Annotated in this window: 28 protein-coding genes, 1 other RNA gene, 1 pseudogene and 1 CRISPR repeat array; of the genes and pseudogenes, 14 read left to right on the top strand and 16 right to left on the bottom strand. The window is 72.0% G+C overall.

The features are described from left to right. Position 1 precedes the first annotated feature (1 nt). Positions 2 to 427, bottom strand: a complete 426-nt coding sequence (locus tag STBA_RS27365; protein WP_077061752.1) for a DUF6069 family protein — start codon at positions 425 to 427, stop codon at positions 2 to 4. Continuing rightward, on the bottom strand, positions 424 to 1,044 hold the full coding sequence (locus STBA_RS27360) for a TetR/AcrR family transcriptional regulator (protein WP_077061751.1): 621 nt from the start codon (positions 1,042 to 1,044) through the stop codon (positions 424 to 426). The genes STBA_RS27365 and STBA_RS27360 overlap by 4 nt, the downstream gene beginning before the upstream one ends. A gap of 316 nt (positions 1,045 to 1,360) precedes the next feature. Between STBA_RS27360 and STBA_RS27355 the strand changes: the two genes are divergently transcribed. Further along, complete coding sequence (locus STBA_RS27355) at positions 1,361 to 1,855, top strand: MarR family transcriptional regulator (RefSeq protein WP_077063645.1); 495 nt, start codon at positions 1,361 to 1,363, stop codon at positions 1,853 to 1,855. 232 nt (positions 1,856 to 2,087) lie between these two features. On the opposite strand, the gene STBA_RS27350 is transcribed toward STBA_RS27355, so the two are convergent. Next, the gene (locus STBA_RS27350) at positions 2,088 to 2,573 is read right to left on the bottom strand and encodes a carboxymuconolactone decarboxylase family protein (RefSeq protein WP_077061750.1); all 486 of its coding nucleotides are present in this window, start codon (positions 2,571 to 2,573) and stop codon (positions 2,088 to 2,090) included. A gap of 141 nt (positions 2,574 to 2,714) precedes the next feature. Here STBA_RS27350 and STBA_RS27345 point away from each other — a divergent pair, with 141 nt between their 5' ends. The 3 genes from STBA_RS27345 (at position 2,715) to STBA_RS27335 (ending at position 4,963) form a co-directional block, all read left to right on the top strand. Beyond that, a complete protein-coding gene (locus STBA_RS27345; RefSeq protein WP_077061749.1) occupies positions 2,715 to 3,722 on the top strand; it encodes a pirin family protein in 1,008 nt (335 codons plus the stop codon). Further along, entirely contained in the window at positions 3,719 to 4,018 is a 300-nt protein-coding gene (locus STBA_RS27340) for a GNAT family N-acetyltransferase (protein ID WP_077061748.1), read from the top strand. The genes STBA_RS27345 and STBA_RS27340 overlap by 4 nt, the downstream gene beginning before the upstream one ends. 81 nt (positions 4,019 to 4,099) lie before the next feature. Beyond that, positions 4,100 to 4,963, top strand: a complete 864-nt coding sequence (locus tag STBA_RS27335) for a hypothetical protein (protein ID WP_077061747.1) — start codon at positions 4,100 to 4,102, stop codon at positions 4,961 to 4,963. Positions 4,964 to 4,990: 27 nt separating this feature from the next. Beyond that, positions 4,991 to 5,320: direct repeats of the CRISPR family, unit length 37 nt; unit sequence GTTGCGATCCTCGGCCGCCCCGGAGGGTGACCGCCAC. A gap of 662 nt (positions 5,321 to 5,982) precedes the next feature. On the opposite strand, the gene rnpB is transcribed toward STBA_RS27335, so the two are convergent. The 3 genes and pseudogenes from rnpB to STBA_RS27315 all read right to left on the bottom strand — a co-directional run bounded on the left by rnpB (position 5,983) and on the right by STBA_RS27315 (position 8,081). Next, positions 5,983 to 6,383, bottom strand: an RNA gene (gene rnpB / locus STBA_RS27330) — RNase P RNA component class A. Between the two features lie 86 nt (positions 6,384 to 6,469). Beyond that, positions 6,470 to 7,207, bottom strand: a pseudogene (locus STBA_RS36000) (DMT family transporter); the annotation flags it as partial. A gap of 43 nt (positions 7,208 to 7,250) precedes the next feature. Further along, a complete protein-coding gene (locus STBA_RS27315) occupies positions 7,251 to 8,081 on the bottom strand; it encodes an AraC family transcriptional regulator (protein ID WP_077061746.1) in 831 nt (276 codons plus the stop codon). 42 nt (positions 8,082 to 8,123) lie between these two features. On the opposite strand from STBA_RS27315, the gene yaaA reads away from it, so the two are divergent. After that, positions 8,124 to 8,909, top strand: a complete 786-nt coding sequence (gene yaaA, locus STBA_RS27310) for a peroxide stress protein YaaA (RefSeq protein WP_077061745.1) — start codon at positions 8,124 to 8,126, stop codon at positions 8,907 to 8,909. A 17-nt stretch (positions 8,910 to 8,926) separates the two neighbouring features. Here the strand turns inward: yaaA and STBA_RS27305 are convergent, their stop codons facing one another. The 3 genes from STBA_RS27305 to STBA_RS27295 form a co-directional block, all read right to left on the bottom strand. Beyond that, positions 8,927 to 9,382: an NUDIX domain-containing protein gene (locus tag STBA_RS27305; RefSeq protein WP_077061744.1), complete on the bottom strand. Its 456-nt coding sequence runs from the start codon at positions 9,380 to 9,382 to the stop codon at positions 8,927 to 8,929. A gap of 86 nt (positions 9,383 to 9,468) precedes the next feature. After that, positions 9,469 to 9,669 carry a hypothetical protein gene (locus STBA_RS27300; RefSeq protein WP_077061743.1) on the bottom strand — a complete coding sequence of 67 codons (201 nt, stop codon included), beginning with the start codon at positions 9,667 to 9,669 and terminating at the stop codon, positions 9,469 to 9,471. Between the two features lie 71 nt (positions 9,670 to 9,740). Continuing rightward, positions 9,741 to 10,139: an ATP-binding protein gene (locus STBA_RS27295; RefSeq protein WP_077061742.1), complete on the bottom strand. Its 399-nt coding sequence runs from the start codon at positions 10,137 to 10,139 to the stop codon at positions 9,741 to 9,743. Between the two features lie 199 nt (positions 10,140 to 10,338). Between STBA_RS27295 and STBA_RS27290 the strand changes: the two genes are divergently transcribed. From STBA_RS27290 to STBA_RS27280, 3 genes are read left to right on the top strand one after another with little or no spacing between them, the layout of a single operon-like run. Next, positions 10,339 to 11,214: a helix-turn-helix transcriptional regulator gene (locus STBA_RS27290; RefSeq protein WP_077061741.1), complete on the top strand. Its 876-nt coding sequence runs from the start codon at positions 10,339 to 10,341 to the stop codon at positions 11,212 to 11,214. Continuing rightward, positions 11,211 to 11,453 carry a DUF397 domain-containing protein gene (locus STBA_RS27285; RefSeq protein ID WP_077061740.1) on the top strand — a complete coding sequence of 81 codons (243 nt, stop codon included), beginning with the start codon at positions 11,211 to 11,213 and terminating at the stop codon, positions 11,451 to 11,453. Before STBA_RS27290 ends, STBA_RS27285 begins: the two co-directional genes overlap by 4 nt. Before the next feature lie 9 nt (positions 11,454 to 11,462). Beyond that, positions 11,463 to 11,699: a DUF397 domain-containing protein gene (locus tag STBA_RS27280; protein ID WP_077061739.1), complete on the top strand. Its 237-nt coding sequence runs from the start codon at positions 11,463 to 11,465 to the stop codon at positions 11,697 to 11,699. Between the two features lie 17 nt (positions 11,700 to 11,716). Here STBA_RS27280 and STBA_RS27275 read toward each other — a convergent pair whose 3' ends face one another. Further along, positions 11,717 to 14,167 (bottom strand): tetratricopeptide repeat protein, encoded by a 2,451-nt coding sequence (locus STBA_RS27275; protein WP_077061738.1) that lies wholly within the window; start codon positions 14,165 to 14,167, stop codon positions 11,717 to 11,719. 244 nt (positions 14,168 to 14,411) lie between these two features. On the opposite strand from STBA_RS27275, the gene STBA_RS27270 reads away from it, so the two are divergent. From STBA_RS27270 to STBA_RS27260, 3 genes are read left to right on the top strand one after another with little or no spacing between them, the layout of a single operon-like run. After that, complete coding sequence (locus tag STBA_RS27270) at positions 14,412 to 14,627, top strand: hypothetical protein (RefSeq protein ID WP_077063644.1); 216 nt, start codon at positions 14,412 to 14,414, stop codon at positions 14,625 to 14,627. Further along, entirely contained in the window at positions 14,614 to 15,141 is a 528-nt protein-coding gene (locus STBA_RS27265; protein ID WP_077061737.1) for a DUF6879 family protein, read from the top strand. The genes STBA_RS27270 and STBA_RS27265 overlap by 14 nt, the downstream gene beginning before the upstream one ends. Beyond that, positions 15,138 to 16,049, top strand: a complete 912-nt coding sequence (locus tag STBA_RS27260; protein ID WP_253195039.1) for a formyltransferase family protein — start codon at positions 15,138 to 15,140, stop codon at positions 16,047 to 16,049. Before STBA_RS27265 ends, STBA_RS27260 begins: the two co-directional genes overlap by 4 nt. Positions 16,050 to 16,084: 35 nt before the next feature. On the opposite strand, the gene STBA_RS27255 is transcribed toward STBA_RS27260, so the two are convergent. From STBA_RS27255 to STBA_RS27245, 3 genes are read right to left on the bottom strand one after another with little or no spacing between them, the layout of a single operon-like run. Beyond that, entirely contained in the window at positions 16,085 to 17,218 is a 1,134-nt protein-coding gene (locus tag STBA_RS27255) for a bifunctional RNase H/acid phosphatase (protein WP_077061736.1), read from the bottom strand. Next, positions 17,218 to 17,961, bottom strand: coding sequence for a C4-type zinc ribbon domain-containing protein (locus STBA_RS27250; protein ID WP_216356045.1), 744 nt, complete (start codon positions 17,959 to 17,961; stop codon positions 17,218 to 17,220). Before STBA_RS27250 ends, STBA_RS27255 begins: the two co-directional genes overlap by 1 nt. Next, positions 17,958 to 18,809 carry a Nif3-like dinuclear metal center hexameric protein gene (locus STBA_RS27245; protein WP_077061735.1) on the bottom strand — a complete coding sequence of 284 codons (852 nt, stop codon included), beginning with the start codon at positions 18,807 to 18,809 and terminating at the stop codon, positions 17,958 to 17,960. The genes STBA_RS27250 and STBA_RS27245 overlap by 4 nt, the downstream gene beginning before the upstream one ends. 186 nt (positions 18,810 to 18,995) lie before the next feature. On the opposite strand from STBA_RS27245, the gene STBA_RS27240 reads away from it, so the two are divergent. The 3 genes from STBA_RS27240 to STBA_RS27230 all read left to right on the top strand — a co-directional run bounded on the left by STBA_RS27240 (position 18,996) and on the right by STBA_RS27230 (position 22,011). Continuing rightward, positions 18,996 to 20,291, top strand: a complete 1,296-nt coding sequence (locus tag STBA_RS27240) for a hypothetical protein (RefSeq protein ID WP_077061734.1) — start codon at positions 18,996 to 18,998, stop codon at positions 20,289 to 20,291. A 125-nt stretch (positions 20,292 to 20,416) separates the two neighbouring features. After that, the gene (locus STBA_RS27235; protein ID WP_253195286.1) at positions 20,417 to 21,031 is read left to right on the top strand and encodes a class I SAM-dependent methyltransferase; all 615 of its coding nucleotides are present in this window, start codon (positions 20,417 to 20,419) and stop codon (positions 21,029 to 21,031) included. 149 nt (positions 21,032 to 21,180) lie between these two features. Next, complete coding sequence (locus STBA_RS27230) at positions 21,181 to 22,011, top strand: DUF5336 domain-containing protein (protein WP_077061732.1); 831 nt, start codon at positions 21,181 to 21,183, stop codon at positions 22,009 to 22,011. Between the two features lie 99 nt (positions 22,012 to 22,110). On the opposite strand, the gene STBA_RS27225 is transcribed toward STBA_RS27230, so the two are convergent. The 3 genes from STBA_RS27225 to STBA_RS27215 form a co-directional block, all read right to left on the bottom strand. Then, a complete protein-coding gene (locus STBA_RS27225) occupies positions 22,111 to 23,190 on the bottom strand; it encodes a prenyltransferase (RefSeq protein ID WP_077061731.1) in 1,080 nt (359 codons plus the stop codon). Further along, complete coding sequence (locus tag STBA_RS27220; RefSeq protein ID WP_077061730.1) at positions 23,187 to 23,912, bottom strand: class I SAM-dependent methyltransferase; 726 nt, start codon at positions 23,910 to 23,912, stop codon at positions 23,187 to 23,189. Before STBA_RS27220 ends, STBA_RS27225 begins: the two co-directional genes overlap by 4 nt. Before the next feature lie 63 nt (positions 23,913 to 23,975). Beyond that, a complete protein-coding gene (locus tag STBA_RS27215) occupies positions 23,976 to 25,247 on the bottom strand; it encodes a glycosyltransferase family 4 protein (protein WP_253195037.1) in 1,272 nt (423 codons plus the stop codon). Positions 25,248 to 25,321 lie beyond the last annotated feature (74 nt).

Genomic DNA, 25,321 nt, shown 5'->3' with positions numbered 1-25,321 from the left:
ATCACGAGCTCGTCAGGCAGGGCTGCCTGCATCCGGTGCTGTCCGCGGCGTACTTGGTGCGCAGGCCCGGGATCAGTACCGCCGCCACCGCGAGGTGCATCAGCGCCAGCGCGGCCCGGGTACCGCCGTCCATGCCGTCGCCGGTCAACGGCAGGAACGACATGGCCAGTACCGCGACGGCCACCCCGGTCCAGACGGCGCGGGCGTGCCGTACCCCGAACCGCTCCAGGGCAGCCAGCAGCCCCCAGCCGACGAGCGCCGCCAGCAGCGCGACCACCACCACCGGCACCGCGCCGATGTCGAGCGTCTGCTCGCCGTCGATGATCCGCAGCCGGTGCCCCAGCACCGGGTCCGCGACCACCCACACCAGGACAGGCGCCAGGGCCGCGAGGCCCGTGACCGCCAAACGTCGTCTGCGCGCGTTCATTTGGCGCCGCCCGCGAGTGCGCCGTGCAAGAAGACCTCCACCAGCTCCTGCGTGGTCAGCTCTGGCTCGTCCTCCATATGCGGCTGGGTGAAGAGCAGCCCGAAAAAGAGGGCCGCGATCTGCTCCGGCGACCGGCGCAGCGCGGCCTTGTCGGGCTCCAGCAGGTCCGCGAGGGCCCCGCGGATGCGGGCCGTCGACTCCTCGCGGCCCGCGCCGCGCACCGTGCCGGGGTGCTTGCCGCCGCGATGCCCGGAGGCGTGCAGCGAGCCGGCGATCGCGCCCATTCGGGACAGGTGCGCCTGCAGCGCCTGGGCCGCCTCCGCGAGCCGGTCGGGCAGCGGCTGGGACAGCTCGATCGTGCCGAGTTCGCGGATCGCGTGCTCTGGGGAGAGCGCCTCCGCCAGGCAGGCTTGCAGCAGCTCGTCCTTGTCGGCGAAGACCCGGAAGATCGTGCCCTCGCCGATGCCCGCGGCGCGGGCGACCTTCGCGGTGGTCACCGCGGCGCCGTACTCGGTGATCAGCGGGATCGCGGTCTGGATGATCATCGCGCGACGCTGCTCCGGCGACATGCCGGGGGCACGGCGGCGGGTGGTCTGGTTCTCCTTGGGTGATGTCATGCCCCCGAGAGTACGGAGTGAGCCCTCACTCCGTCAATGAGTGAGGACTCACTCCCGCTCCTCTCCCCATACTCGGCCGCGCGCCGAACGGCAGCCAACCAAGATCCACGAACACCGACACCCAGCCGCCGGTCGCGGCAGGGACGTCGGCGTGACCACGTTCGGCACCCCCTCCACCCCGGACCGGCCGCGCCTTCGGCACTCGACGGGCCCCTCCTGACGCAACAGCCCCTGCGCGCTTCGCATGGCGCGAAGCCGCATATCACAACCGAGCAGATAGGTGATTAATCAACCATTTGCCGCTATGCTCGTTCACATGAACGAGACGCCGCGCTGGCTGAGCCCAGCGGAGCAGCGGGCCTGGCGGAGCTTTATCGACATGCACCTGAAGCTCACCGGCCGGCTGTCGCGCCAGCTCCAGACCGAGTCCGGCCTCTCCGCCCCCGACTTCGCGGCCCTTGTCTCCCTCACGGACGTGCCCGACGGCCGGCGCCGCCTCCTGGACCTGGCCAAGTCGGTGGAGTGGGAGAAGAGCCGGATGTCCCACCACATCACCCGCATGGCAAAGCGCGGGCTGGTGACCCGGGAGGAGTGCGCCGAGGACGGCCGTGGAGCGTTCGTGGTCATCACCCCGGCGGGCCGCAAGGCGATCGAGGCCGCGGCCCCCCGGCACGTCGAAGCCGTTCGCGACCTGTTCCTCGACCACGTGACGCCGGCCGAGCTGAGTGTGCTCGCCCGGGTCTCCGAGCGCATCATGACCCGGTTGAACGAGGCCCCTTCCCCGGACCAGCAGGTAGCGTCCGACGCCTGATCGCCGCCGGGCGGAGGACCGCCTCACACGGCCGGGCCGAGGGTCGCGGCGGTGGCGGCGGAGAACGCTGCCCCGGGTGGCCCGGCCGGTCCGACGAAGCGGACGCGCCCCGCGCTCAGTTCCATGTGCGACTGGGGCACTATGGCGGTGTCTCCCCACTCCGCCGACGACCGGGCGGAACGGCGAGCCCGGCACGCGGCCGGAGGGCCCGGGGCGCGGGTCACCTCGGTGGCTACTGGGAACTCTTGCGCACGGGATGCCTGCTCATGATCGAGACCCTGTTGAAGGCGTTGATGGTGATCGCCACCCAGATCGCCGCGGATATCTCGTCGTCGGTGAGCGCCTGGCGGGCGGTGGCGTAGGCGGCCTCCTGGACGGCGTCGTCCGCGGGTTGGGTGGTGGCCTCCGCCAGGGCGAGGGCGGCGCGCTCGCGCGCCGTGAACAATTCCGTGTGCCGCCAGGCGGCCAGCACGCCGAGGCGTTGGGTGGTCTCGCCGCCGCGCAGCGCGGCCCTGGTGTGCACGTCGAGGCAGTAGGGGCAGCCGTTGATCTGCGAGACGCGGAGGTTGATCAGCTCCACGAGCGTGCGTTCCAGGCCCGCGTCGGCGGCGGCAGCGCGGACCGTTTCAGAGGTCCGGAGCAGCGCGCGGTAGGGCTCGGGGCTCTGCTTGTCGATGAAGATCCGCCGAGCCGCGGGATCAGGGGTCGTGTCGCTCAATCTGCGCTCCTTGTTCGGGCCGCCGCCGGCCGCGCTCGTTCCACCGTGTCGTGGTGCGGCGGGTCAGGGTGTACATTCAACCCACCCAATAGTAGTTGACACATAAACCAGATGTGGCAATCGAGTGGAAGGCGGTCAGCGGTGAGCAACGTCGAGACGGAGCCGGCCGTGCTTCGCTGCGGAGAACCGGCCGGCGACGAACGGGGAACACCGCGGCCGCAGCTGCCGCGGGTGGAGGTACTGGCCCCGCGTGAGGTCCCGCTGGGCGGCCCACGGGCGATGACGGTGCGCCGCACGCTGCCGCAGCGGGCCCGGACGCTGATCGGGGCCTGGTGCTTCGTCGATCACTACGGCCCGGACGATGTCGCCGCCACGAGCGGGATGGACGTTCCCCCGCACCCGCATACCGGCCTTCAGACAGTGAGCTGGCTGTTCAGCGGCGAGATCGAGCACCGGGACAGCCTGGGCAGCCATGCCCTCGTCCGGCGCGGAGAGCTGAACCTCATGACGGGCGGGCACGGCATCGCCCACTCCGAGGTCTCCACGGCGCGGGCCACCGTGCTGCACGGCGTCCAGTTGTGGGTGGCACTGCCCGAGGCACACCGCGACGCCGCCCGGGACTTCCAGCACCACATCCCCGACCCCCTACAGCTGGACGGGGCCGAGGCCAGGGTCTTCCTGGGCTCCCTCGCCGGGGCCACCTCCCCGGTACGGACCTTCACCCCCCTGCTCGGCGCCGAGATCGTCCTCCGGCCCCACGCCACGGCCACCCTCGCCGTGGATCGCGGCTTCGAGCACGGCCTTCTCGTCGACCACGGCCACGTCCGCATGGCCGACACCCAGTTGGGCCCGGCGGAGCTGGGCTACCTCGACACCGGGAACGACACCCTCACGCTGACCAACGCCTCCGACAAAACGGCCAGGACGCTCCTGCTCGGCGGACCGCCTTTCGAGGAGGAGATCGTCATGTGGTGGAACTTCATCGGCCGAAGCCACGACGACATCCTCCAGGCCCGCACCGCCTGGCAGGACGGCACCGACCGCTTCGGCACCGTCGAGGGCTACAACGGAGACCGGCTGCCCGCCCCCGCCCTGCCCAACGCCACCATCAAACCGCGAGCGAACCCACCCCGGAAGGGCACCCGATGACACAGCCCGGCACCACCCCGACCGTCGAACGCAACGACGCCAGGCACCGCTACGAGATCCTGCTCGACGGCACCCTCGCCGGCTTCACCGCCTACCGCGACCGAGACGGCCAACGAGTCTTCCACCACACGGAAATCGACGACGCCTTCGCCGGTCAGGGCCTGGCCTCCCTCCTCGTCCAGCAGGCACTCACCGACACACGCACCGCCGGCAAACGCATCGTGCCGGTCTGCCCCTACGTCGCGAAGTACCTCCAGAGGCATGACGAGTTCGATGACATCACCGACCCGGCCTGAGAGCCCGTCGCGGGCCTGATGCCGCCGATCTCGGCGGGGCCCGGAAAACCGGATGGGACACCGGTCGGTAACGTGCGGCCCATGGCCACTCTCCCCGACCTCGCCGCTCGTCGCTGCTACGGCGTCGTCAACCAGATCCACGCCGCCATCTACTTCTCCCCGGACTTCGGCGAGGAACTCGCCGAGTTGGGACTGAAGAACACCGCGGCCACCTACTTCGTCGGCCGCGCGGCGCCGCTGGGACGGGTGTGCGCGGGCACCGTCACCGCGACCTTCTTCAACTTCAGCCATGAGCTGATCGCCCGGCACATCCCGGCCGCGTGGGACGTGGTCTCCCCCGAAGCCGCCCTGGAAGCCCGGCTGCGGGCCGCCGACTCGACGCTGCGCCGGCTGCTGGGCGAGGAGGTCGTAGCCTCCGAGGCGGTGGCCGAGGCCGCGGAGCTGGCGCTGCGCGCCACCGAGGCGTGCACGCGCCAGGCGCGCCCCCTGTACTCGGCCAACGCCGATCTGCCCGTGCCCGACGCCCCGCACCTGGCGCTGTGGCACGCCGCCACGCTGCTGCGCGAACACCGCGGCGACGGCCACCTGATGACCCTGGTCGGCGCCGGGCTCGACCCGGTCGAGGCGCTCGCCTCGCACACCGCGACCGGTCAGGGTATGTCCCCCAAGTGGCTCCTGCGGACCCGCGGCATCAGCGCCGAGCAGTGGGAGTCGGGCCGGCAGCGGCTGCGCGACCGCGGGGTGCTCACCGCCGGCAACGAGCTGACGGAGGCGGGCAAACGGCTGCGCAAGGACATCGAGGCCGAGACCGACCGTCTGGACGCGGCCCCGTACGAGCACCTGGGCGCCGAAGGCGTGGCCCGGCTGACCGAACTGGCCACCGCCCTCAGCACAACCGCCCGCAAGAACGGCGCCTTCCCGGCGGACCTCCTGGGCAAGGACTGACGGTGCGCAGTGCTGTGGCTGTGAACGGTTGCGATCCTCGGCCGCCCCGAAGGGTGACCGCCACAGTCCAAGTCGCGTGTGCCAGACGGCGACGCAATCGGGTTGCGATCCTCGGCCGCCCCGGAGGGTGACCGCCACCCGATGACGCTGGCGGATTTCCAGCAGACTCTGCGGTTGCGATCCTCGGCCGCCCCGGAGGGTGACCGCCACTTGGTAGGAGCAGTTACCAATAATGGTAACTGCTCAGTTGCGATCCTCGGCCGCCCCGGAGGGTGACCGCCACCCGCGGCCGCCCGTTCCGCCGCGCTGCGCAGCACGCACTTGCGATCCTCGGCCGTCCCGGAGGACGGCCGCCACGGCTTCTGAACTGGGGTGATAGCGGTCAGTCGACCGGCCGTCACCCTCGTGGCGGCAGACATCGCGCCCATCTCCGGCATTTTCCTTCGGTGCGATCCGCGTGTCGCGTGTGTGCTTGAGGTTCCGAACCACCACAGCTCGGTGTCCAGTTGATCGGTTGATGAGGTCACCTCGCAGAACCCGATGGAACTCTATCCCGGCTGTCCCCGTGCTTGTGGGGGCTCAGTTGAGCAGTCCCCCTGGCGTCGCCGAAGTCACGCACGACCCGCCCAGGGAGAAGCCGACGGCGGGAGGTTCGCCGGGTCGCTCAGCTCGGCCCGGGCGAGGTGGTGCACGCGCTCCGTCGCTTCAGCGGAAGAGGGGAGACAGCCCAGCAGGCCCGGATCTACGCCGCTGACCGATCCGGACGCCTACCAGGCCCGCACGGACCGGCTCGGCGCGCGGATAGCCGCGTGCGCCGCAACGGAACCAGCTCGCCGAGGCCCTGGTCACCGTTGAGCTCTTCCCCCTCGGACCGCGGGCACTATCCGAGAAGGAGATCGCCAAGCGCACGCACTGCGGCGCGACGAGACTCGGTGCCTCCGGCCGGCACGCCCCACACGCAGTCTCCGAGAGACCTGGAACAACACCTGCACCCACCCGCGCGTCGCGATCGTAGGCGGCGGACGAGTCGGCCTGTACGCCGGGTTCTGTCGCCCCGTGGCCTTGCGGCGTGCGGGGGAGGCGGCCATCCATCTGGGGCCGGTGTTGCCACCGGTCTCGTGCGGTCCACCCGCGGACTCGGGCGGGCAGCCCTCAGTCGTCCGCGCAGGGCCCTTCCGGGCCCCTCTTGACCTTGCTCCGGGTGGGGTTTACCAAGCCGCCCAGGTCACCCTGGGCGCTGGTGGTCTCTTACACCACCGTTTCACCCTTACCGGGTGGCCGTGGCCCCCGGCGGTCTGTTTTCTGTGGCACTTTCCCGTGGGTCGCCCCAGGTAGGTGTTACCTACCACCCTGCCCTGTGGAGCCCGGACGTTCCTCGGCGGGATCGTGGAGATCCCGACGCGACCGCCCGGCCGGCTCGTCCGCCGTGCGGTCCAGTCTACCCGTGGCCAGCACGGAGCCGCACAGGATCAGCACGAAGGCGGCCAGGACGGTGCCGGTCAGCGGCTCGCCCAGGAACGTGACGCCCGCCGCGACCGCGACCGCGGGGTTGACGTAGGTGAACACCATCGCGCGGGACGCGCCGGCCTCGCGGATCAGCTCGAAGAACACCAGGAAGCCGAACGCCGTGCAGATCACGCCGAGTCCGGCGAGCGCGGCCAGCACCTCGGCGTCGGGCATGCGCGCGGGCCAGGTGGCCGCCGCGGGGACCGCGTAGCAGGCTGCGGCCACGGCCAGGCAGCCCGCGGTCAGCGGGAGGGTGGGCACGTCGCGCAGGTGGCGGGCCGCGATCAGGGGCGCGGCGGCGTAGCCGAGGGCGGTGAGCAGCACCTCGGTCACCGCCCACGGGCTGCCGCCGTTCACCTGCGGTGCGGCCAGGACGGCGACGCCCGCCAGGCCCGCCGCGAGGCCGGTCCAGCGCAGGGCGCCGAGGCGTTCGCGGTCGCCCGTCAGCCGGGCCAGCAGTACGGCGACGATGGGGACGGCGGCGATCAGCAGGCCGGCCATGGAGCTGCTGAGGTGGCGTTCCGCGTCGGACAGCAGCCACCAGGGGCCGATGATTTCGCAGGCGGCGAACGCGAGCAGCGGGCGGCCGTGGCCGCGGAGGGCGCCGAGGCGGGACAGCGCGAACGGGAGCAGCAGCAGCGCACCGGCCGCGGTGCGGGCGAAGACGAGGACGGGGACGGAAACGCCGTCCACCGCCACCTTGATCAACAGGTAGGGGATGCCCCAGATGAGGCTCATCAGGGCGAAGAGGAACCAGGCGCGCGGTGACATGCGCACAGCGTCAGCGAACGGAACGGCCGCCGTCTTGAACGCTGTTGCGGTAGGCGCCGGGCGTCACGCCGAGCACGCGGCGGAACCAGCGGGTCAGGTGCGCCTGGTCGGCGAAGCCGACGTCCGCCGCCGCAAGGGCCGGGCTTCGTCCGGCGTCGAGCAGGGCGCGGGCCCGGTTGACGCGGTGCTGGGCGAGCCACGCGAAGGGCGGCATGCCCGCGCTGTCGCGGAACGCGCGCAGCACCTGGTAGCGGGACAGGCCGAGGTCGGCGGCGATCTCGCCGAGGGTGGGCGGGTTCCGCAGCTGGTCGGCGAGCCGGGCGCGCACGGCGCGGGCGATGCGTTCCCCCGCGCCCCCGCCGCGCGGCGCGTGCGCGTGCGCGGGCGGCGCACCCGCGTGGCGGCGCGCCAGGGTGGCGAACGCCCACACCAGTCCGGATTCCGCGGCGTGCCGGTGGCCCGCGGCGGCGGCGCGGTGGGCGCGGGCGAGGGCGGCGGCGAGGCCCGGGTCGCGGAGAACGGGTTCGGGGAAGTGCGGGCGCGTGCGGAAGCCTTCGGCGAGCAGGGCGGCCGGCGGGTACAGCACCCGGTAGGCGAAGCCGGTGCCGTCGGCGGGCGCGCCGGTGTGCGGTTCGCCGGGCTCCAGCACGACGACGGTGCCGGGGCCCGCCAGGTGGTGGGCGCCGCGGTAACGGATGGACTCCAGGCCGTCGGTGCACACCCCGACGGCGAACTCCTCGTGCGCGTGCGGCGCGTAGCGGTGCGCGGTGAAGCGGGCGGTCATCAGGTCCAGGGGGCGGGCGCCGGCGAGCGCGAGGCGCGTCCAGGTGGCGTGGTCCATGGCGGGCAGTGTCCCCCGGCGGGCTGCCGTACGCTGCTGTCCGTGTGGGTACTGCTGCCGCCGTCCGAGGGGAAGGCCGAGGGAAGCACCGGGGCTCCGGTGGACCTGGGCGCGTTGTCGCTGCCGGGGCTGACCGCCGCGCGCGAGCGGATGCTGGCGGAGTTGACGGGGCTGTGCTCCGGTGACCCGGAGAAGGCGCGGGAGGTGCTGGGCCTGAGCGAGGGGTTGCGCGGGGAGGTCGCGCGCAACGCCGCGCTGCGTGCGGCGCCGGCCCGCCCGGCGGGCGAGATCTACACCGGCGTGCTCTACGACGCGCTGGGGCTCGCCTCGTTGAGCACCGCGGCCAGGCGCAGGGCGCGGGCGTCGCTGCTGGTGTTCTCCGGGCTCTGGGGCGTGGTGCGCGTCACCGACCGCATCCCGGGCTACCGGTGCCCGGCGGGCGTGCGGCTGCCGGGGACGGGCACGCCCGCCGCGTTCTGGCGCGGGCCGCTGGCCGAGGTGCTGCCCGGGGAGGTCGGACGGGGCCCGGTGCTGGACCTGCGGTCCGCGGCGTACGCGGCGATGTGGCGGCCCGACACGGAAACCGCCCGCCGAACGGTCACGGTGCGCGTTCTCCTGTCACAAGTCGTGAACGGGACGGAACGACGTTCCGTGGTCAGCCACTTCAACAAGGCGACCAAGGGGCAGTTGCTGCGTTCGCTGCTGGAAGCGGGTCCGCTCCCCCGCACCCCGGCCAAGCTGACCGGCGCGCTGCGCGACCTGGGGTGGCGCGTGGAGGAGAACGCGCCGGGGCGGCTGGACGTGGTGATCACCGACGTCACCCGGTGACCCCCCGCGTCGGGCCGTCACCAGCTTTCCTCTCCCTTTGCCAAGTTTCGGTGCACCGGTTGCAGACCCTCCGGCAGGTCCTCCAAGGTGCACCAGCGCGCCTCCAGGATCTCCATTGGGTCGAGTCGCAGCGTGCCGCCGGTCAACTCCGCCTCGTAGGCGATCTCCAGCCGGAGCCGGTAGCCGCTGCGCAGCCGGACCAGCCGCCCGGGAACGACCTCCAGGCCCGTCTCCTCCCTGACTTCGCGCACGACGGTCTGCCGGAAGTCCTCGCCCTTGACGGCGAAACCGGTGGGGAACCCCCACTGCCGCCCCTCGGGCCACAGCCGGTGACGCAGGAGGAGCATCCGTCCCTCGCCGTCCCTGACCACGCCGGTCACCCCGACCATGAACTTCGCATGCGCCAGCCAGAGCACCCGCCACTGGACGGGGCCGCGAATCATCCGCCACAGGCGGGCGACAAGTCGTCTCACGAGATGCTTCCTTCTGGTCCCGGGGCGTCAACATCCTCATCATGGACGGTGAGGCCGCGTCAGCCCCCCTCACCCCGGCAGGCCGGTCACGGAATCCGCCGGGGATCGGCCACGCGGGCGGCCCACAGCACCGTGGCCCTGGCGACGGTCAACGAGTTGCCGCCGCCGAAGAGGAGGCGCTTGCCGCCGCCGGCGAGCGCGGTCATGTCCTCGACGACGAACGGGCGCCCACCGATCATCACCTGGTCGCCCCTGCGCACGGTGCCCGCGTCCACCTCGACGGACACGACGACACCGCCCCGGCCCGTCGGCGGCCTCACCGGCCCCTCGCCGGCACCGCCGGCAGGCGTTAAACGGTTCATCCATCCCCCTTGAGAGTGAAAACGAGACTCTTCCCGGTCGTAGTCCGTTCCGTGCGCCAGTGGGCGGCCAGCACACCGAGGAGTTCGAGCCCGCGCCCGCCCTCATCGAACGCGTCGGCCACCCGCGCCGCGGGCAACCCGCCTCCCCTGTCGTGCACTTCGACCTGCACGCTTCCGTCGGCGAGCGAGGGCGAGTGGCACAGCACGTAGAAGTCGGCGCCGTTCGAATGAAGGACGGCGTTGGTGGCCAGCTCCGACACCAGGAGCGCCACCACACCGGAGTCGATCCACGGGAACGGGGAGTATGCCTCCACCGCTGTCCGTCTGGCCTTCGCCACGGCCCGGGGCTCACACCGGTACCGTCCGACGGCGAGAACGTGCCCGCGCTCATGCATCACAGCTCCTCCCGACCGCGCACGATCAAGGACTACACACGGCATACGACCCGCGCCGCAGCGTGCACACCCAGAGTGTGGGTCACGTGACCAGTCACGTGCAACCCCAGGTGGGAACTTCCCCCTGAAGAGGGAAAACTTCGGGCACAGCGGGGCTGGGCGATACGCTGATCGCCATGCCGCGGGGAGGGAGAAGGCCGTGTCCGTCAGCATCAACACCAATGCGATCATGGCCATGCAGGCCGTGGGTGAGGACCTGGCGCAACTCCGCATCTCGGCGGGGCTCCGCCAGGAGGACGCGGCGGAGCGGCTGAACGTCACCCGCTACACGATCAGCAAGATCGAGCGCGGGAAGGCCTTCCCGACCGAGAAGCAATTGAACACGCTCCTGCGGGTTTACGAGGCCACGGCAGAGAAACACGCCGCGATCCGCGCAATCATCGACCAGGGCCGATCATTCGGCCGCGCCTGGTGGGAACAACCCCGCTTCCGGAGTCACATCCACGGCGACTCGTATCGCTACTTCTATATCGAGGACGCTGCTGAACAGATCTTCGTCCACTCGGGCACGTATGTCCCTGGCCTGTTGCAGACCCGCGAATACACCGAGGCCATCGTCTCGTTCGGGCAGGCCGACGAGAGCGCGGAGCACCGCGAGGTGTTCACGGAGGCGAGGATGAGGCGACAGGACATCCTCACCCGCAGAAATCCAGTCGCTCTCGATGCCCTCTGCCTGGAGGCGGCCGTCCGCGCGGTCGTCGGCGGTCCCGATGTGATGCGAAGGCAGCTCGGCCACCTTCTCGATTCTACGAAACGGCCCCATGTGACTCTCCGAGTTGTCCCGCATTCCGCTGGCGCACCGAGCATTTCTGGTGCTCCCTTCAGCATCTTCGACTTCCCCGGCGATACCAACCGTGCCGTGGTCTTCCAGGAGAGGACCACTGGGGAGATCCTGAATGAGGAAACCGCCGACGTCAGAAGGGCCCGGCGGAAGTTCGCCAATCTCGCCAGGCACGCTCTGAGTCCGGAGGAAACCGCCCGCTACATCGGAGAGATCGAGAAGGAGCTGTCATGAGCGAGAAGAACGACCTCTACTCCGCACCGCTCGACGGTGAGTGGATCAAATCCAGCCACAGCACCACCAACGGTGACGCCTGTGTCCGGCTCATGAAGATCACCGGTGGCGTCGCCGTAGACGACTCCAAGTCCCCCCACCGCGAACCGCTCCGCTACACCCCCACCGAACTCACCGCCTTCATCCAGGCCGCCAAAGCAGGCGAGTTCGACCACCTCATCGACGACACCGAGAACTAGGGACATCCTGTGCACGCCGATAAAGACACCCTCTACTCCGCACCGCTCGACGGCGAGTGGGTCAAATCCAGCTACAGTGTGGGCAACGGCAACGACTGCGTGCGGCTCATGAAGATCACCGGTGGCGTCGCCATAGACGACTCCAAGTCCCCCCACCGCGAACCGCTCCGCTACACCCCCACCGAACTCACCGCCTTCATCCAGGCCGCCAAAGCAGGCGAGTTCGACCACCTCATCGACAGCTGACGCGGGCCCGGGCGCCTTCACGGGCCGGGGTCTCCGTCGGCCCGGGCCGCCGCCACCTCGGCCCGTCTCGCCTCCGCCGCCTGGCCCGTGAAGGTGGCGAGCAGCCGAAGTGCCTCGCTCCGGTGTTCCCTTGCCTCGTGCGCGTTCCCCTGCCGGGTCAGCGCCGTGGCGAGACGAGCCAACGAAAGTGCCAGTGACCAGGAGTCGTCCTTGCTGCGGAACGCGGCGGATGCCTGTCGGTGAAAGGCCACCGCGTCCTCCGTTCGTCCGAGGAACAGATACGTCTCGCCTGTCGCGTCCCAGGCGCTCGCCTGGAGATCGGAGCGGCCCACGCGCTGGAACAGGACGGCGGCCTGCTGAAGGAGATTCAGCGCTTCGGAACCGCGTCTGCGGGCCAGGGCGACCCGTCCCAACTCCAGGAGCGCAAGCGCCTGGAATAACGTGCCGTCGGCCTCGCCCGAAAGAGCCAGCGCTCGTTCCGCCGTCTCTTCGGCCAGCGCGTACCGCCGCAGACGCCGGTGGACGGCGGCGAGCAGAGTCAGAGCTTCGGCCCACTCCAGCTGTTCCCCCTCGTCGGCAAGCAGATCAGCCGATCGCTCAAGCAGCGTTTCCGCCCGGTCCAGGTCATCGCGCTCCAGGTGCGCCCAGCCGAGGTTGCGGGTGAAGGCACCGACGTAGACAGGCTCGTTGAGCTCGTGCGCCCCTTCCAGCGCCTGTTCGAAGCAGATTGCCGCCTCGTCCGTGCGGTGGGCGAGCATATGGGTCACCCCCAGGCCGTTGGCGGCTCGCACGCGGCCGAACGAGTCGCCCAGTTCCCCGAAGGCTATGAGCGCGGCGTCGAAATGCTCTGTGGCCTCGGCCAGTTGGTAGAGATGCCGATAGGCAATGCCCAGGTTGTCGAGGGCAACCGCCTCTCCGTACCGGTCCCCTGCCCGGCGGGCCGAGGCGAGGGCCACCTGCTGGGCGGGCAGCCACGTGCCCGCCAGCTCACGGTCCGCGATGATCATTGTCAGGACGGCGGGGAGCTGCCAGGCGATACGCTCCATGCCTGTCGCGCTCGCGGTGCTGACAGCGGCGATGAGGTTATCGCGTTCGGTCTCGTACCAGGCGATGGCGGCCTTGCCGTCGTCAAAGGCGGCGGGCACCACGCCGTCGTCCAGGGATTCGAGGGTCACCGGAAGCGTGTAAGAGTTCGAGCCCGCCCGCGCCGCCGCAGCGGCGGAGTGCACGTACCAGCCGAGGACTCGTCCCAGAGCCGCGTGCCGCGCCTCCGCCGGCTCCTCGCGCCGTGCCTGCTCGGCAGCGAAGGCACGCAGCAGGTCGTGGAACTGGTAACGGTCGTGACCGCACTCCTCCAGCAAGTGCGCGCCGGCCAGGGTGTCGAGGTGGCGCCGGGCGCGAACCGGGGTGGCACGGAGCAGCGCGGCTGCGGCCTCCACTCGGAAATCGGGTCCCGGATGCAGTCCGAGCAGGCGGAAGCAGCGAGCCACCTGCGGGGCGAGCGCGCGGTAGGACCAGCCGAACACCGTACGCACCGCGTCCGCTTCGTCGTCATCCGACCCGCCGGTTGCGGACAGCGCATCCCAAAGTCCGGACTGGTCCCGCAGTTCCGCGATCAGATCGCGCAACGCCATGTGCGGTCGCCCGGCGGCTCGTTCGGCCACGATCCGGAGGGCCAGCGGCAGTCCGGCGCACAGGCGCGCCAACTCGGCCAGCTCTGCTTCATCGTCGTCGGGGCGGTACGCGGCCATGACGGTGCGCATCAACCGGATGGATTCGTCCTGCGAAAGGGTCTCCACACTCACACGGTGTGCCCCCTCCCGTGCCACCAAACCCGACATGCGGGTACGGCTCGTGACGGCCACCAGACAATGGGCGGAGCCCGGCAGAAGCGGCCGGATCGAAGCCGCCGTCGCAGCATTGTCCAGCAGTAGGAGCACCCGACGCCCAGCCGTCACAGAACGGAACAACTCCGCTCGCGGCTCCTCACCCACAGGAATCTGCTCTACCGGCACGTCCAACGCGCGCAGGAAACGTCCGAGAACCTCCCCGGCGGCCACCGGCGGAACGGGATCATATCCATGGAGATTGACATATAACTGGCCATCGGGAAACCGGTCCTTGATGCGGTGTGCCCAGCTCACCGCAAGCGATGTCTTGCCTGCCCCGGCCGTTCCGACGACGGCAATGATGCGCATGGCCGCTGCGCTCCGATGCGCACCGGATTCGGCTTCCGCAAGTGTGTCCAGGGATCGTAACTCGGCGACCCGGTTGACAAATCCGGCCACGGGACTGGGGAGCTGCGCCGGGCGCACCCCCGGCGCGAATGCCGAGGCATGGAAATGCACACCACCGCTGACCTGGCCGGTCTGCACGACGTTACCCGCCAGACCCGGCAGTTCGTTGCGAATGCCACCAGGAGGCTCGCATTCCGCTTCCTGATCTTGACAACTCCGGCTCTCCGCCACGTATCCTCCTGTCACATGCCCACCAGCGCCAGACGGACGTACCCAGGGACGGATACACCGAACCCAGGCGTTTTATCCCTGGGTGTCCAACCAGCCAGATCCGACTGGCCAGATCCACACGCTGCACTTTCCCTCATTTGTCTCACCACACTCCGCAAAGTCGCCCGGGCAGTACGATCGTCAGGGGCCGGGGACGCCTCCCCCCTGCGGCGTGATTCGCGAGTCCGGAGAATGAGTGGTGATCATGAAGATTGCATTCGTGGGCGGTTCCACCGGCCAGGGCGGTTCGCCACGTCTATACCGCGACGAGGTGAGCGGCGACTTCATCGTGCAGGGCTACGTGGTCAACGACCCGGCCGATCTTGCGCAGATGAACGTTCCTGACGGGGAAACCGTCGTGCGGGTACCGGTTTCTCTGTTCGCCCATCTACCTAAGGATCATCTGGATGGAGTCTCTTGACTCAGCGGGCTGGGCCAGGCTGTTCGACGCGTGCCGGGAATCGGCCTGTCATCTTGAGATGCGCGACCACTACGCGGTGGCCGAGGAAGCAGCCGACATCGAGAAGTGGCGGGCCGGGGACTGGGGGCCCGAGCAGGATGCGGCGAGCAAGGCGGGTTGGCTCGATCTGATGCGGGCCACCTCGGCACGCGGGGTGCGGCTTCGCCGGGCCCGTATCGTCTCGGAACCGGTCACCGAATACATCCGTTTCGAGCACGAGGGCACCCCTCAGAACATCGCAGCCGGTGAAGAGGTGCGCTGGCTGCCGCGCAGCAGGGCATCGGGGCTGGCTCTGCCCGGTAACGACTGCTGGATCTTCGACAGGACGACGGTCCTGTTCAACCACTTCACCGGGGACGGCGGCTGGGTCGGCAACGAACTGACCACCGATGCGCGTGTCGCCCTGCTGTGCGCCGAGGCGTTCGAGTCGGTCTGGGAGCTCGGCATCCCTCACGACACCTACGTGCTGCGGTGACCAACCGCCGGGAGACCGATGAAGCCAGGACCCTGTCGGCCGGCCTGCGCGTCGCGGTGATCTCCTCAGGCCCCGAAGAGTTCTCCACCATCCATGCGGCGTGCACCGATGCGGGCCACGTGCCGGTCGCCTACTTCTACGGCCGCTCGCTCCGCCCGGGCGGCCCGCTCCTCGACGACGCGGGACAGACGGCGGCTTCGATTCTCCCGGCCGTTCCGGCGAAGACGGACCTGCTCCTTCCGGGAAGCATGAGCGGTCTCGCTCTCGCCTTGACGGGCTACCGGCCCGACCTGCTGGTCGTCTTCGGCTTCGCCTGGCGGCTCCCGCCGCACGTGCTGGCGATCCCGCGGCTCGGAGCGCTCAACATCCATGTCTCCATGCTGCCGAAGTACCGCGGCCCGGCGCCCCTGCTGTGGGCGATCCGCAACGGTGATCCAACGGGCGGGATCACCGTGCACCGGATGGACGAGGACTTCGACACCGGGAACATCCTCGCCCAGCGGGACGGTATCCCGCTCGCCGACGACATCAGCTGGGCGTCCTACTGCACCGATGCCATGCCCGTTGTCTATGAACTGCTGCGCACCGCACTGGACCGGGCGGCGGCCGGCGAGGCCGGCGAGCCGCAGGACGAACGCAGGGCCACGTACGCAGGATTCATGGAGGCCGCGTTCTCCCGCGTTCAGTGGTCCGACAGCGCGCGCACGATTCACGACCAAGTGCGGACGCATCGCTTCATGCGCACGCCCGACGGGCCGGTCGCCCGGCTCGGCGACACCTGGCTGCGGCTGATCCGCACCAGTCTCGAACCGGCCGCCGGCGGAACGCGGGTCACCTGCGGTGACGGCAAGCCGCTGTGGATCACCGAGTCCGAGCCGGGGAAACGCCCGAGGGACGGCCGACCGTAAGGACCACAGCGCCGACGACCTCCGGAATAACGCTCCTACCCGAGGTGCGCCGTGTCGTTGAAACGGCGCACGCTGGCGTTGCCGTCGGGCCAGTAGGCCACTTCCGACAGGGCGGCGGGGCCCAGCTCCATCCGGAACATGGACTGCGGGGGCGCCCCGAGGGCCAGCCGCAGCAGGGTCTTGACCGGCGTGACGTGGGTGACGGCGAGCACGGTGCGGCCCGGGTTGCGGGCGATGGTCTTGTCGCGCGCCAGGGCGACGCGGCGGGCGACCGCGGTGAAGCTCTCGCCGCCGCCGGTCGGCTTCGCGCCGGGGTTCGCCAGCCAGGCCGCGAGGTCGTCGGGGTGGCGCTGCTGTACCTCGGCGAACGTGAGCCCCTCCCAGGCGCCGAAGTCGGCTTCACTGAGGCCCGGTTCGTAGCGGACGGGCAGGCCGAGGCGTGCCGCGACCACCTCGGCGGTGGTGCGGCAGCGGGTCAGCGGCGAGCTGACCACGGCCTCCACGCCGCCGGCCGCGGCGAGCGCCTCGGCGGCGGCCTCGGCCTGCGCGAGGCCGGCGGGTGACAGGTCGGGGTCGTCGCCGCCGCTGCCGGAGAACCGCTTCTGCGCGGTGAGCGGCGTCTCGCCGTGCCGCAGCAGCAGGAACGTGGTCGGGGTGCCCGCCGCGGCGCTCCAGCCCGTCGACGGCGGCGCGGGATCGGGGTCGGGGTCGGGGGCCAGGGCGGGCGGCACGGCCTGTGGCCGCGGCCGCCAGGGCTCGCCGCGCCGCCCGGCGTCCATCGCCTCGTTGGCGAGCCGGTCGGCGTGCTTGTTCCGTTCGCGGGGAATCCACTCGTACCGGACGGCGCCGGACGGGAACACCCGCCCGGCCTCCATGGCGAGCGGGCGCATGTCCGGGTGCTTGATCTTCCAGCGGCCCGACATCTGCTCGACGACGAGCTTGGAGTCCATCCGCACGCGCACCGCGGCCCCGGGGTCGACGTCGTGGGCCGCGCGCAGCCCGGCGATGAGGCCGCGGTACTCCGCAACGTTGTTGGTGGCGGTGCCGATGAACTCCGCGGTCTCGGCCAGCACCTGCCCGGTCGCGGCGTCGCGCACGACGGCGCCGTAACCGGCCGGGCCCGGATTGCCGCGGGAGCCGCCGTCGGCCTCGACGATGAACTCGCCCATCACAGCCCGGACTTGGGGGTGCGGACGAGGATACGGCGGCAGTTCTCGCAGCGCACCACGGCGTCGGGGGCGGCGGCCCGCACCTCGTTGACCTCGGTGATGTTCAGCTCAAGGCGGCAGCCCTCGCAGCGCCGCTGGTAGAGCTGGGCGGCGCCGACGCCGCCCTGCTGCTCGCGCAGCTTCTCGTACAGCTTCAGCAGGTCGGCGGGGATGGCGGCGACGGCCTCGGCGCGCTCGGTGCGGACCGACTCCGCCTCGGCGTCGATCTCCCGGAGCACGGCGTCGCGGCGGGCCGCCGCGTCGGCCGCCTTGCTCTCCAAGTCCTCCAGCGCGGCGGACAGTTCCTTGGCGCGGGCCTGGGCGGCCTCGTGGCGCTCCATGATTTCCAGGACGATCGTCTCCAGGTCGTCCTGGCGCTTGGCCAGCGAGGTGATTTCGCTCTGGAGGCTCTCCAGGTCCTTGGGGCTGGTCACCTTGCCCGAGTCCAGGCGCTGCTGGTCGCGGGCGGCGCGCTGCCTGACCTGGTCGACATCCTGCTCGGCCTTGGTCTGTTCCCTGGCGGTGTCGCTCTCCTCGGTCTGTGCGGCGACCAGCAGGTCGCGCTGCTGCGCCAGCTCGGCGTCCAGCGAGCGGATCTCGGCGTGCTCCGGCAGCTTGTCACGCCGGTGCGCGAGCTGGGTGAGCCGGACGTCGAGGGCCTGGACGTCGAGCAGGCGGATCTGATCGGCGGGGGCGGCGTTCAGTTGGGGGCTCCTTCGCTCGCACGCGGGGCGGTGTGGTGGGTGGTCCAGGGATCGGTGACCCGGCGGGACACGTGGGTGCGCAGACCCCAGCCGTGCCGTTCGGAAACGGCGTCGAGCTGGGCCGCCGCCTGCTCGCACCAGGGCCATTCCGTCGCCCAGTGCGCGGCGTCCACCAGGGCGAGCGGGGAGTGCTCGCGCGCCTCGGAGGCGGGGTGGTGCCGCAGGTCGGCGGTGAGGTAGGCATCGACGCCCGCCGCTCGTACTTCGGCGAACAGACTGTCGCCCGAGCCGCCGCAGACGGCCACGGTGCGCACGGTCCTGTCCGGGTCGCCCGCGGCCCGCACGCCCTGCGCGGCGGCGGGCAGCCGCTCCGCGGCCAGCGCCGCGAACTCCCGCAGGCTGAGCGGCCGGTCGAGCGCGCAGAGGCGCCCGAGGCCCCGGCGGCCGGACGGATCGTCCGGGTCGGGAACGAGTGGTCCTGTGACGCGCAGGCCGAGCGCGGCGGCCAGGGCGTCGGAAACCCCCGGGTCGGCGCGGTCGGCGTTGGTGTGCGCGACGTACAGCGCGACTCCGTTGCGGATGAGGGTGTGCACGACGCGGCCCTTGAACGTGTCGGCCGCGACCGAGGTGGTGCCGCGCAGGTAGAGGGGGTGGTGCGTGACGAGCAGCCCGGCGCCGAGCGCGACCGCTTCGTCCGCGACTTCCTGCACCGGGTCGACGGCGAACAGCACCCTGTCCACCCCGGCTCCTGGGTCACCGCACACCGGCCCGACCGCGTCCCAGTCCTCGGCCCGCGCGCGGGGCCATAGGGTGTCGAGGGCGTTGATCACGTCGGAGAGTACGGGCACGGGGCCCAGGCTACCTGCCCGGAAGGACCCCGGGAGCGGTGCCGGCGGAGTTGGACTCCACCGGCAGGGCAGACCCCGGTTGATCTTGTGAATCCGGCAGCGGTCACCCTTATGTATGAAGCCGGGCAACGTCAGTTGTCCGGTGCGGAGTGCGAACCTAGCGTCCTCGCTGGAGGTGAGCGACATATGACGGCCCGACCGGCGTTACTGCCCGTGCCGCTGACGATCGCGGCCGGAGGTGCCTACGCGGCCCGGCTGATCGCCGGCTACGGCGACGGCGGATGGTGCCCGGAGCGCTGGACGCTGGACGGCCCCGAGCCCTATGCGGTGCGGCTGCCCGGCGCACAGCCGGAGGAGGCGGACACCCCGCTCCAGCCGCTCGCCGACGGGCGGGTCCTCATCGCCCGCCGCGCGGACGGCCGTTACCACTTCACCCTGCTCTACCCCTCCACGCCCGACACCGGTGAACTGTCCCTGGGCGCCGTCGAGTGCGAACGGCTGACGCTGCTGCCGCCGCCCCCCGGCGGGAGCCGGGTGTACGCGCTCGCGCCCCGCGAGGACGCGACGGCGCTGTGGCTGGTGTGCGGCGGGGCGTTCGGCCCGGAGCTGGTGACGGTGCTCGCGGGGCAGTGCGCGGGCGGCGCGTGGCTGGACCAGGAGGGGCGGCTGCTCGCGCTCGACCGCACCGACGACGCCGGCTGCACGCGCACGGTGACCGTCGACGTGGAGCACGGCGGCGAGCCCTCCGAGCTGCTGCGCATCGCCGAGGACAGCAACGACCGGCTGCTGCTCGCCGATCCGGACAGCGGGCTGCTGCTGGTGTCCTCCGACGCGCCCGGTACGGAGCGCATCGGGTGGGGGGTGCTGGGCAGCCACCGGCCGGTGCGCTTCCCCGAGGCCCTGCACCCGGAGGGGGTGCGGGTGACGCCGTTCGCGACGCAGCCGGGCCAGGTGCTGCTGCCGGAGAAGTGCGCGGTGGCGCTGCGGATGACGACGAACGTGGCGGACTGGGTCGCGGTGTGGCGCCCGCAGCAGCGTGAGCTCCAGCACCTGGGCGTGCCGGACGGGTGGCTGGCCGGGTCCGGTCTCTGGACGGTGGACGGGCAGCTGCTGCTGCCGTACGCGGCGGAGCACACGCCGTGCGGCCTGGCCAGGATCGACGTGCCCGTGCTGCCGCCCGCGGAGCCGGGCCAGACGGCCGGAACGCCGGAGCCCGCCGCGCAGGAACCGCGGGCCGGGACCGGCGAGATGCCCGAATTGCCCGAGCCGCCGGACCCGGAGACGACGCAGGAACGGGACGCGTCACCGGAACCGGACGCCTCGCAGGAACCGGAGACGCCGCGGGAGCCGCAGGACGAGGTGCGGGACGAGGCGCGGGACGAGGTGCGGAAGGCGGGTGCGGCGGCGCCGGCCGTGCCGCCACCGGTCGCGGTGGCCAAGCCCGTTCCGCTTCAGCAGGCGCCGCTGGCCAGGCCCGGCTGACCCGTGGCGGCCGACCCCGCCGCGCCGCGTTCGAACGTATGGTGCAGCATGGAGTGACCCAGGGGACCACAGGGGGACGAGTGGGCGAGGACGTCTTCGCCGCCTTCGAGGCCGCGAAGGGCTTCATGCCGGCGGACGAGGGCCGCGCGCTGCACGCGGCGGCGGCCGAGGCCGCCGCCGCGCTGCGCCTGCCCCTGCTGGAGATCGGCAGCTACTGCGGCCGTTCGACACTGCTGCTCGCCGACGCCGCCCGCCGGGCGGGCACCGTCGCGGTCACGGTGGACCACCACCGCGGCAGCGAGGAGCAGCAGCCGGGGCAGGAGTTCCACGACCCGGAGCTGGCGGACCCGAACGCCCCCGGCCGCATGGACACGCTGCCGCACTTCCGGCGAACGCTGGCGGACGCGGGTCTTGAGGAGTACGTCGTCGCTGTCGTCGGGGGGTCGCCGCAGGCCGCGGCGGCACTCGGCGGGGGCGGCGGCGGGCGCTTCGCGCTGGTCTTCATCGACGGCGGCCACACCGACGCCCACGCGCGTGCGGACTACGAGAGCTGGGTGCCGCGGCTGGCCGCGGGCGGGCTGCTGGTCATCCACGACGTGTTCCCCGACCCGGCCGACGGCGGGCAGGCGCCATACCGTATCTGGCGGCGCGCGGTGTCGTCCGGGCGGTTCGCCGAGGTGTCCGCGTGCCGGTCGCTGCGCGTCCTGAGACGGACGGCGGCCGACGCCGCGGGTGGCTGACCGGTGCCCACAGGTCACGACGACATCACAAGCGTGTCGCGTGGGAAACAGTACGCCCACCCACGGGGACCGGCCGGGCCGCCATCCGTACGATGGGGCCTTCCGGTGTCTGACCAGACCATGACGACGAGAACGACGAAGGATCTGACGTGAACAACCGCTCGCTCTCCCGAGGCGATGCAGCAGTGATCGGAGCAGCGGTCCTGCTCTTCATCTTCTCTTTCCTCGACCTCTACACATTGGACGGGGGTGAATACGGCGGCGGCAGCGAGAGCGTCAACGCATGGGACGCCGACTTCTTCCCCGTGCTGCCTTCCGTGTTCCTCGCCGGCATCATCGGCGCCGGTCTCATCGTCGGCTCGAAGTTCCTGCCCCAGCCGGACCGCGAGTTCCTCGGGCTGAAGCTGAACCAGTGGGGCATCGCGCTGTCGGTCACGTCCGTCTGGGCCGGGCTCTGGACGTTCATCGGCGGCCCGGAGTACCTGGACACCGGCGTCGGGCTGATCCTCGGCTTCTTCGCCGCGCTGCTGCTCGCGGGTGCCGCCGCGGCGACGCCGATGATCCCCGCGCTCCAGCTGCCGCTGACCGGCGGCCCGAAGCCCCCCGCGGCGCAGCAGCCGTACGGCGGTCAGCCGGGCTACGGCTACCCCGGTGGCGGCCAGCCCTCGTACGGCGGTCAGCCGGGCCAGCCCGGGCAGCCCGGGCAGCCGGGTCCTGGCCAGCCGGGCATGTCGCACCAGCCGACGCAGGCCGTGCCCGCGGCGCAGGGCGGCGCGGACCCGAACTTCCAGCCGTTCTGGTTCGCGGTGCCCGCCGCACGCCCGCTCTACGGCGAGGACGGTTCGCCGACTCCGGTGGCCGAGCTGGCGCCCGGCACCTGGTACCTGGCGGTCGAGCAGCGGGGCCAGGCCCTGGTGGCGCAGACCCAGGACGGGCGCCGCGGCGTGCTCCAGGACACCGCGGGGATTCAGCGCGGCTGATCCCTTCTTCTCTTCCGGCTTGCGGCCCGGTCCGGCAGCTCACGCTGCCAGGCCGGGCCGCGGCCGTTCCGGCCGTTCAAGGCACGGACGGGTACCGGCTCAGGTGCCCGCGCGGCAGCAGTCGGGGGCGAGGCCGCGGGGCAGCCGCTCGCCGCCGAAGACGGCGCGGGTGGCGTCGTCGCCGGTGAGGGCGGCCACGGCGAGGAGCACGGCGCCCGCGGTCCAGGTCGTCAGTTCGGCGGGCCAGAGCGCGTCGTCCGGGTAGACGTAGCCGGTCCAGTACATGCCGTCGCCGTTGCGCAGGTGGCTCATCGAACGCAGCACGCCGACGGCGCGGCCGGGCTGGCCGGCCGTCCACAGGGCGAGGGCGAGTTCCGCGGTCTCGCCGCCGGTGACCCAGGGGTTGTCCAGGACACAGCGGACGCCGAGCCCGGGGACGACGAAGTCGTCCCAGTGCCGGGCCAGCCGCTTGGCCGCGGCCGTGCCGCGCACCGCGCCGGCCAGTACCGGGTAGTACCAGTCCATGGAGTAGCGGGACTTGTCGAGGAACCGCTCCGGGTGGCCGCGCACGGCGTGCCCGAGGCGGCCGGCGGCCAGCTCCCAGTCGGGCCGGTGGGCGCCGTCCAGTGCGGCGAGGGCGAGGGCGCAGCGCAGGGCGTGGTAGCCGGAGGCGGAGCCGGTGAGGAGGGCGTCGGGCACGGCGCTGCCGTCCGGGTCGCGGCGCCAGCCGAGCTGGCCGCCGTCCTGCTGGAGGGCGAGCACGAATTCGGTGGCGGCGTGGACGACGGGCCACATACGGCGGCGGAAGGGCTCGTCGCCGGTGGTGAGGTAGTGGTGGAGCACGCCGACGGCCGGGTAGGCGCAGAAGTTGCTCTCCTTCGCCAGGTCGGTGGGGCGCGCGGCGTCGCCGTCGGCGTAGGCCGCGAACCAGGAGCCGTCGGGGTTCTGGTGACGGGCGAGCCAGTCGTAGGCGGCGGCGGCGCGTTCGTGCTCGCCCGCGGTGTCCAGGGCCATGGCGGCCTCGACGTGGTCCCAGGTGTCGAGGTGGTGGCCGCGGTACCAGGGGATGGCGCCGTCGGGGCGCTGGACGGCGGCGATGCCCGCGGCGGTGGCGGCGGCCTCGGCCGCGGTCAGGACGCCGGGCAGGGCGAGGCGCCCGGTGCGTTCCGGGCTCGTCACGCCGAGGCCGTACGGGGCTTGGTGGCGTAGGCGACGAAGCTCTTGCCGAGCAGCGGGTTGAGGGCGCTCTCCGCGGCACGGGTGGCGAGCGGCCGTTTCATGAGGTCCCAGACGAGCAGCTTGTGGTAGGCGCGAACGGGCCAGGCGGTGTCGTTGTCGACGCCGAGCGCGCATTTGAGCCACCAGTAGGGGGCGTGGAGCGCGTGCGCGTGGTGGCTGCCGTAGGGGCGGAGCCCGGCCTCGCGCAGCCGGCCGAGGAGCTGGTCGGCGCGGTAGATGCGGATATGGCCGCCCTCGACCTCGTGGTAGGCGTCGGACAGGGCCCAGCAGACGCGTTCCGGGCCGTGGCGGGGCACGGTGACGGCGATGCGTCCGCCGGGGCGCAGTACGCGGACGGCCTCGGCGAGCAGTCCCTTGTCGTCGGGTATGTGCTCCATGACCTCGGAGACGATCAGGGCGTCGAAGGTGTGGTCGGGGAAGGGGAGGGCGAGGGCGTCGCCCTCGACGGCCGCGGCGGCTGAGCCGGCCGGGGCCTCGCCCGCCTCACGCATGGCGGCGAGCCAGCCGGCGGTGGTGCGGACCTCGTCGCGGTCGCGGTCCAGGGCGACGACGCGGGCGCCGCGCCGGTAGCACTCGAAGGCGTGCCGTCCCGCGCCGCAGCCCAGGTCGAGGACGCGGTCCCCCGGGGCGAGGGGGAAGCGGGTGAAGTCCACGGTGAGCACGCGGGTCAGCTCCTTCGTTCGTGCCGTGCGGGTTCTTGCGGTCCGGCCGCCGCGGGCCGCGGTTCAGCCGCGGCGGGCGGCCAGGGCGGCGCGGTAGTGGTCCGCGGTGGCGCGGGCGGCCTGTTCCCAGGTGAAGCGGGCCAGTACGCGGGCGCGGCCGGCGGCGGCGATGCGGGTGCGCAGCGCGTCGTCGGCGAGCAGGCGGCCGAGGGCGCCGGCGAGCGCCCCGGCGTCGCCCGGCGGGACGGCCAGGCAGGTTTCGCCGTCGGGTCCCGCGACTTCGGGGATGGCGCCGCCGGTGGTGGCGACCAGCGCGGTGCCCGCGGCCATGGCCTCGGCGGCGGGCAGGCAGAAGCCCTCGTAGAGGGAGGGAACGCAGGCGACCTGGGCGCTGCGGACGAGATCGGCCAGGTCGGCGTCGCTGATGCCCTTGACGAACTCGACGGCGCCGCGCAGCCCGAACCGTTCCAGCGCGTCCGCGACCGGCCCGGCGGCGGGCCTGGTGCCGACGACGACGAGGTGGGCGCCCGGGTGTTCGGTGCGGACCTTGGCCAGGGCCTCGACGAGGTGGATCAGGCCCTTGAGGGGAACGTCGGCGCTCGACGTGGTCACGATGCGGCCCGGCACGCGGGGCACGGCCGGGTCGGGGTGGAAGACGCGGGTGTCGGCGCCGATGGGGACGACGTGGACGCGGCCGGGCGGGACCGCGAAGTCCTCGATGATTTCGCGCCGGGAGGCGCCGGAGACCGTGAGCACGGTCGGCAGACGGCGGGCGACACGTTTCTGCATGCGCGTGAAGCCGTACCAGCGGCGCACCGACCAGCGGCGCTTGCGGGTGCCGGCGGCGGCGAGTTCGACGCGGCGGTCGACGGTGACCGGGTGGTGCACGGTGGTGACGAGCGGCAGGCCGAGGCGGGGGACGCCGAGCAGGCCGTAGCCGAGGGTCTGGTTGTCGTGCACGATGTCGAAGGCGCCGCGGCGGGCGGCGAGTTCGCGGCGGGCGCGCAGCGAGAACGTGAGCGGCTCGGGGAAGCCGCCGGTCCACATGGTGGCGACTTCGAGCACGTCGATCCAGTCCCGGTACTCCCCGCGGGCCGGGGTGCGGAACGGGTCGGGCTCGCGGTAGAGGTCGAGGCTGGGCAGCTCGGTGAGGGGAACGCCCTCGTCGAGCACGGGGTAGGGCTGGGCGCCGATCACCTCGACGCGGTGACCGAGGCGGGCCAGTTCGCGGGAGAGGTGGCGGACGTAGACGCCCTGGCCGCCGCAGAACGGGTTTCCCTTGTAGCTGAGCAGTGCCACCCGCAGCGGGCGATCCTCGCCGGCGTCAGCTGCCACACGCGCCCCCTCTGCTGCTGCGCCTACTCGCGGGTATGACCATAACGCGGCCCTCCCTGGCAGGAATGCCCCGA

The sequence above is a fragment of the Streptomyces sp. MP131-18 genome (genome assembly GCF_001984575.1).
GTDB lineage: Bacteria > Actinomycetota > Actinomycetes > Streptomycetales > Streptomycetaceae > Streptomyces > Streptomyces johnsoniae.
The sequence above is the reverse complement of the archived record's forward strand: the minus strand, read 5'-3'. Positions and strand labels throughout refer to the sequence as shown.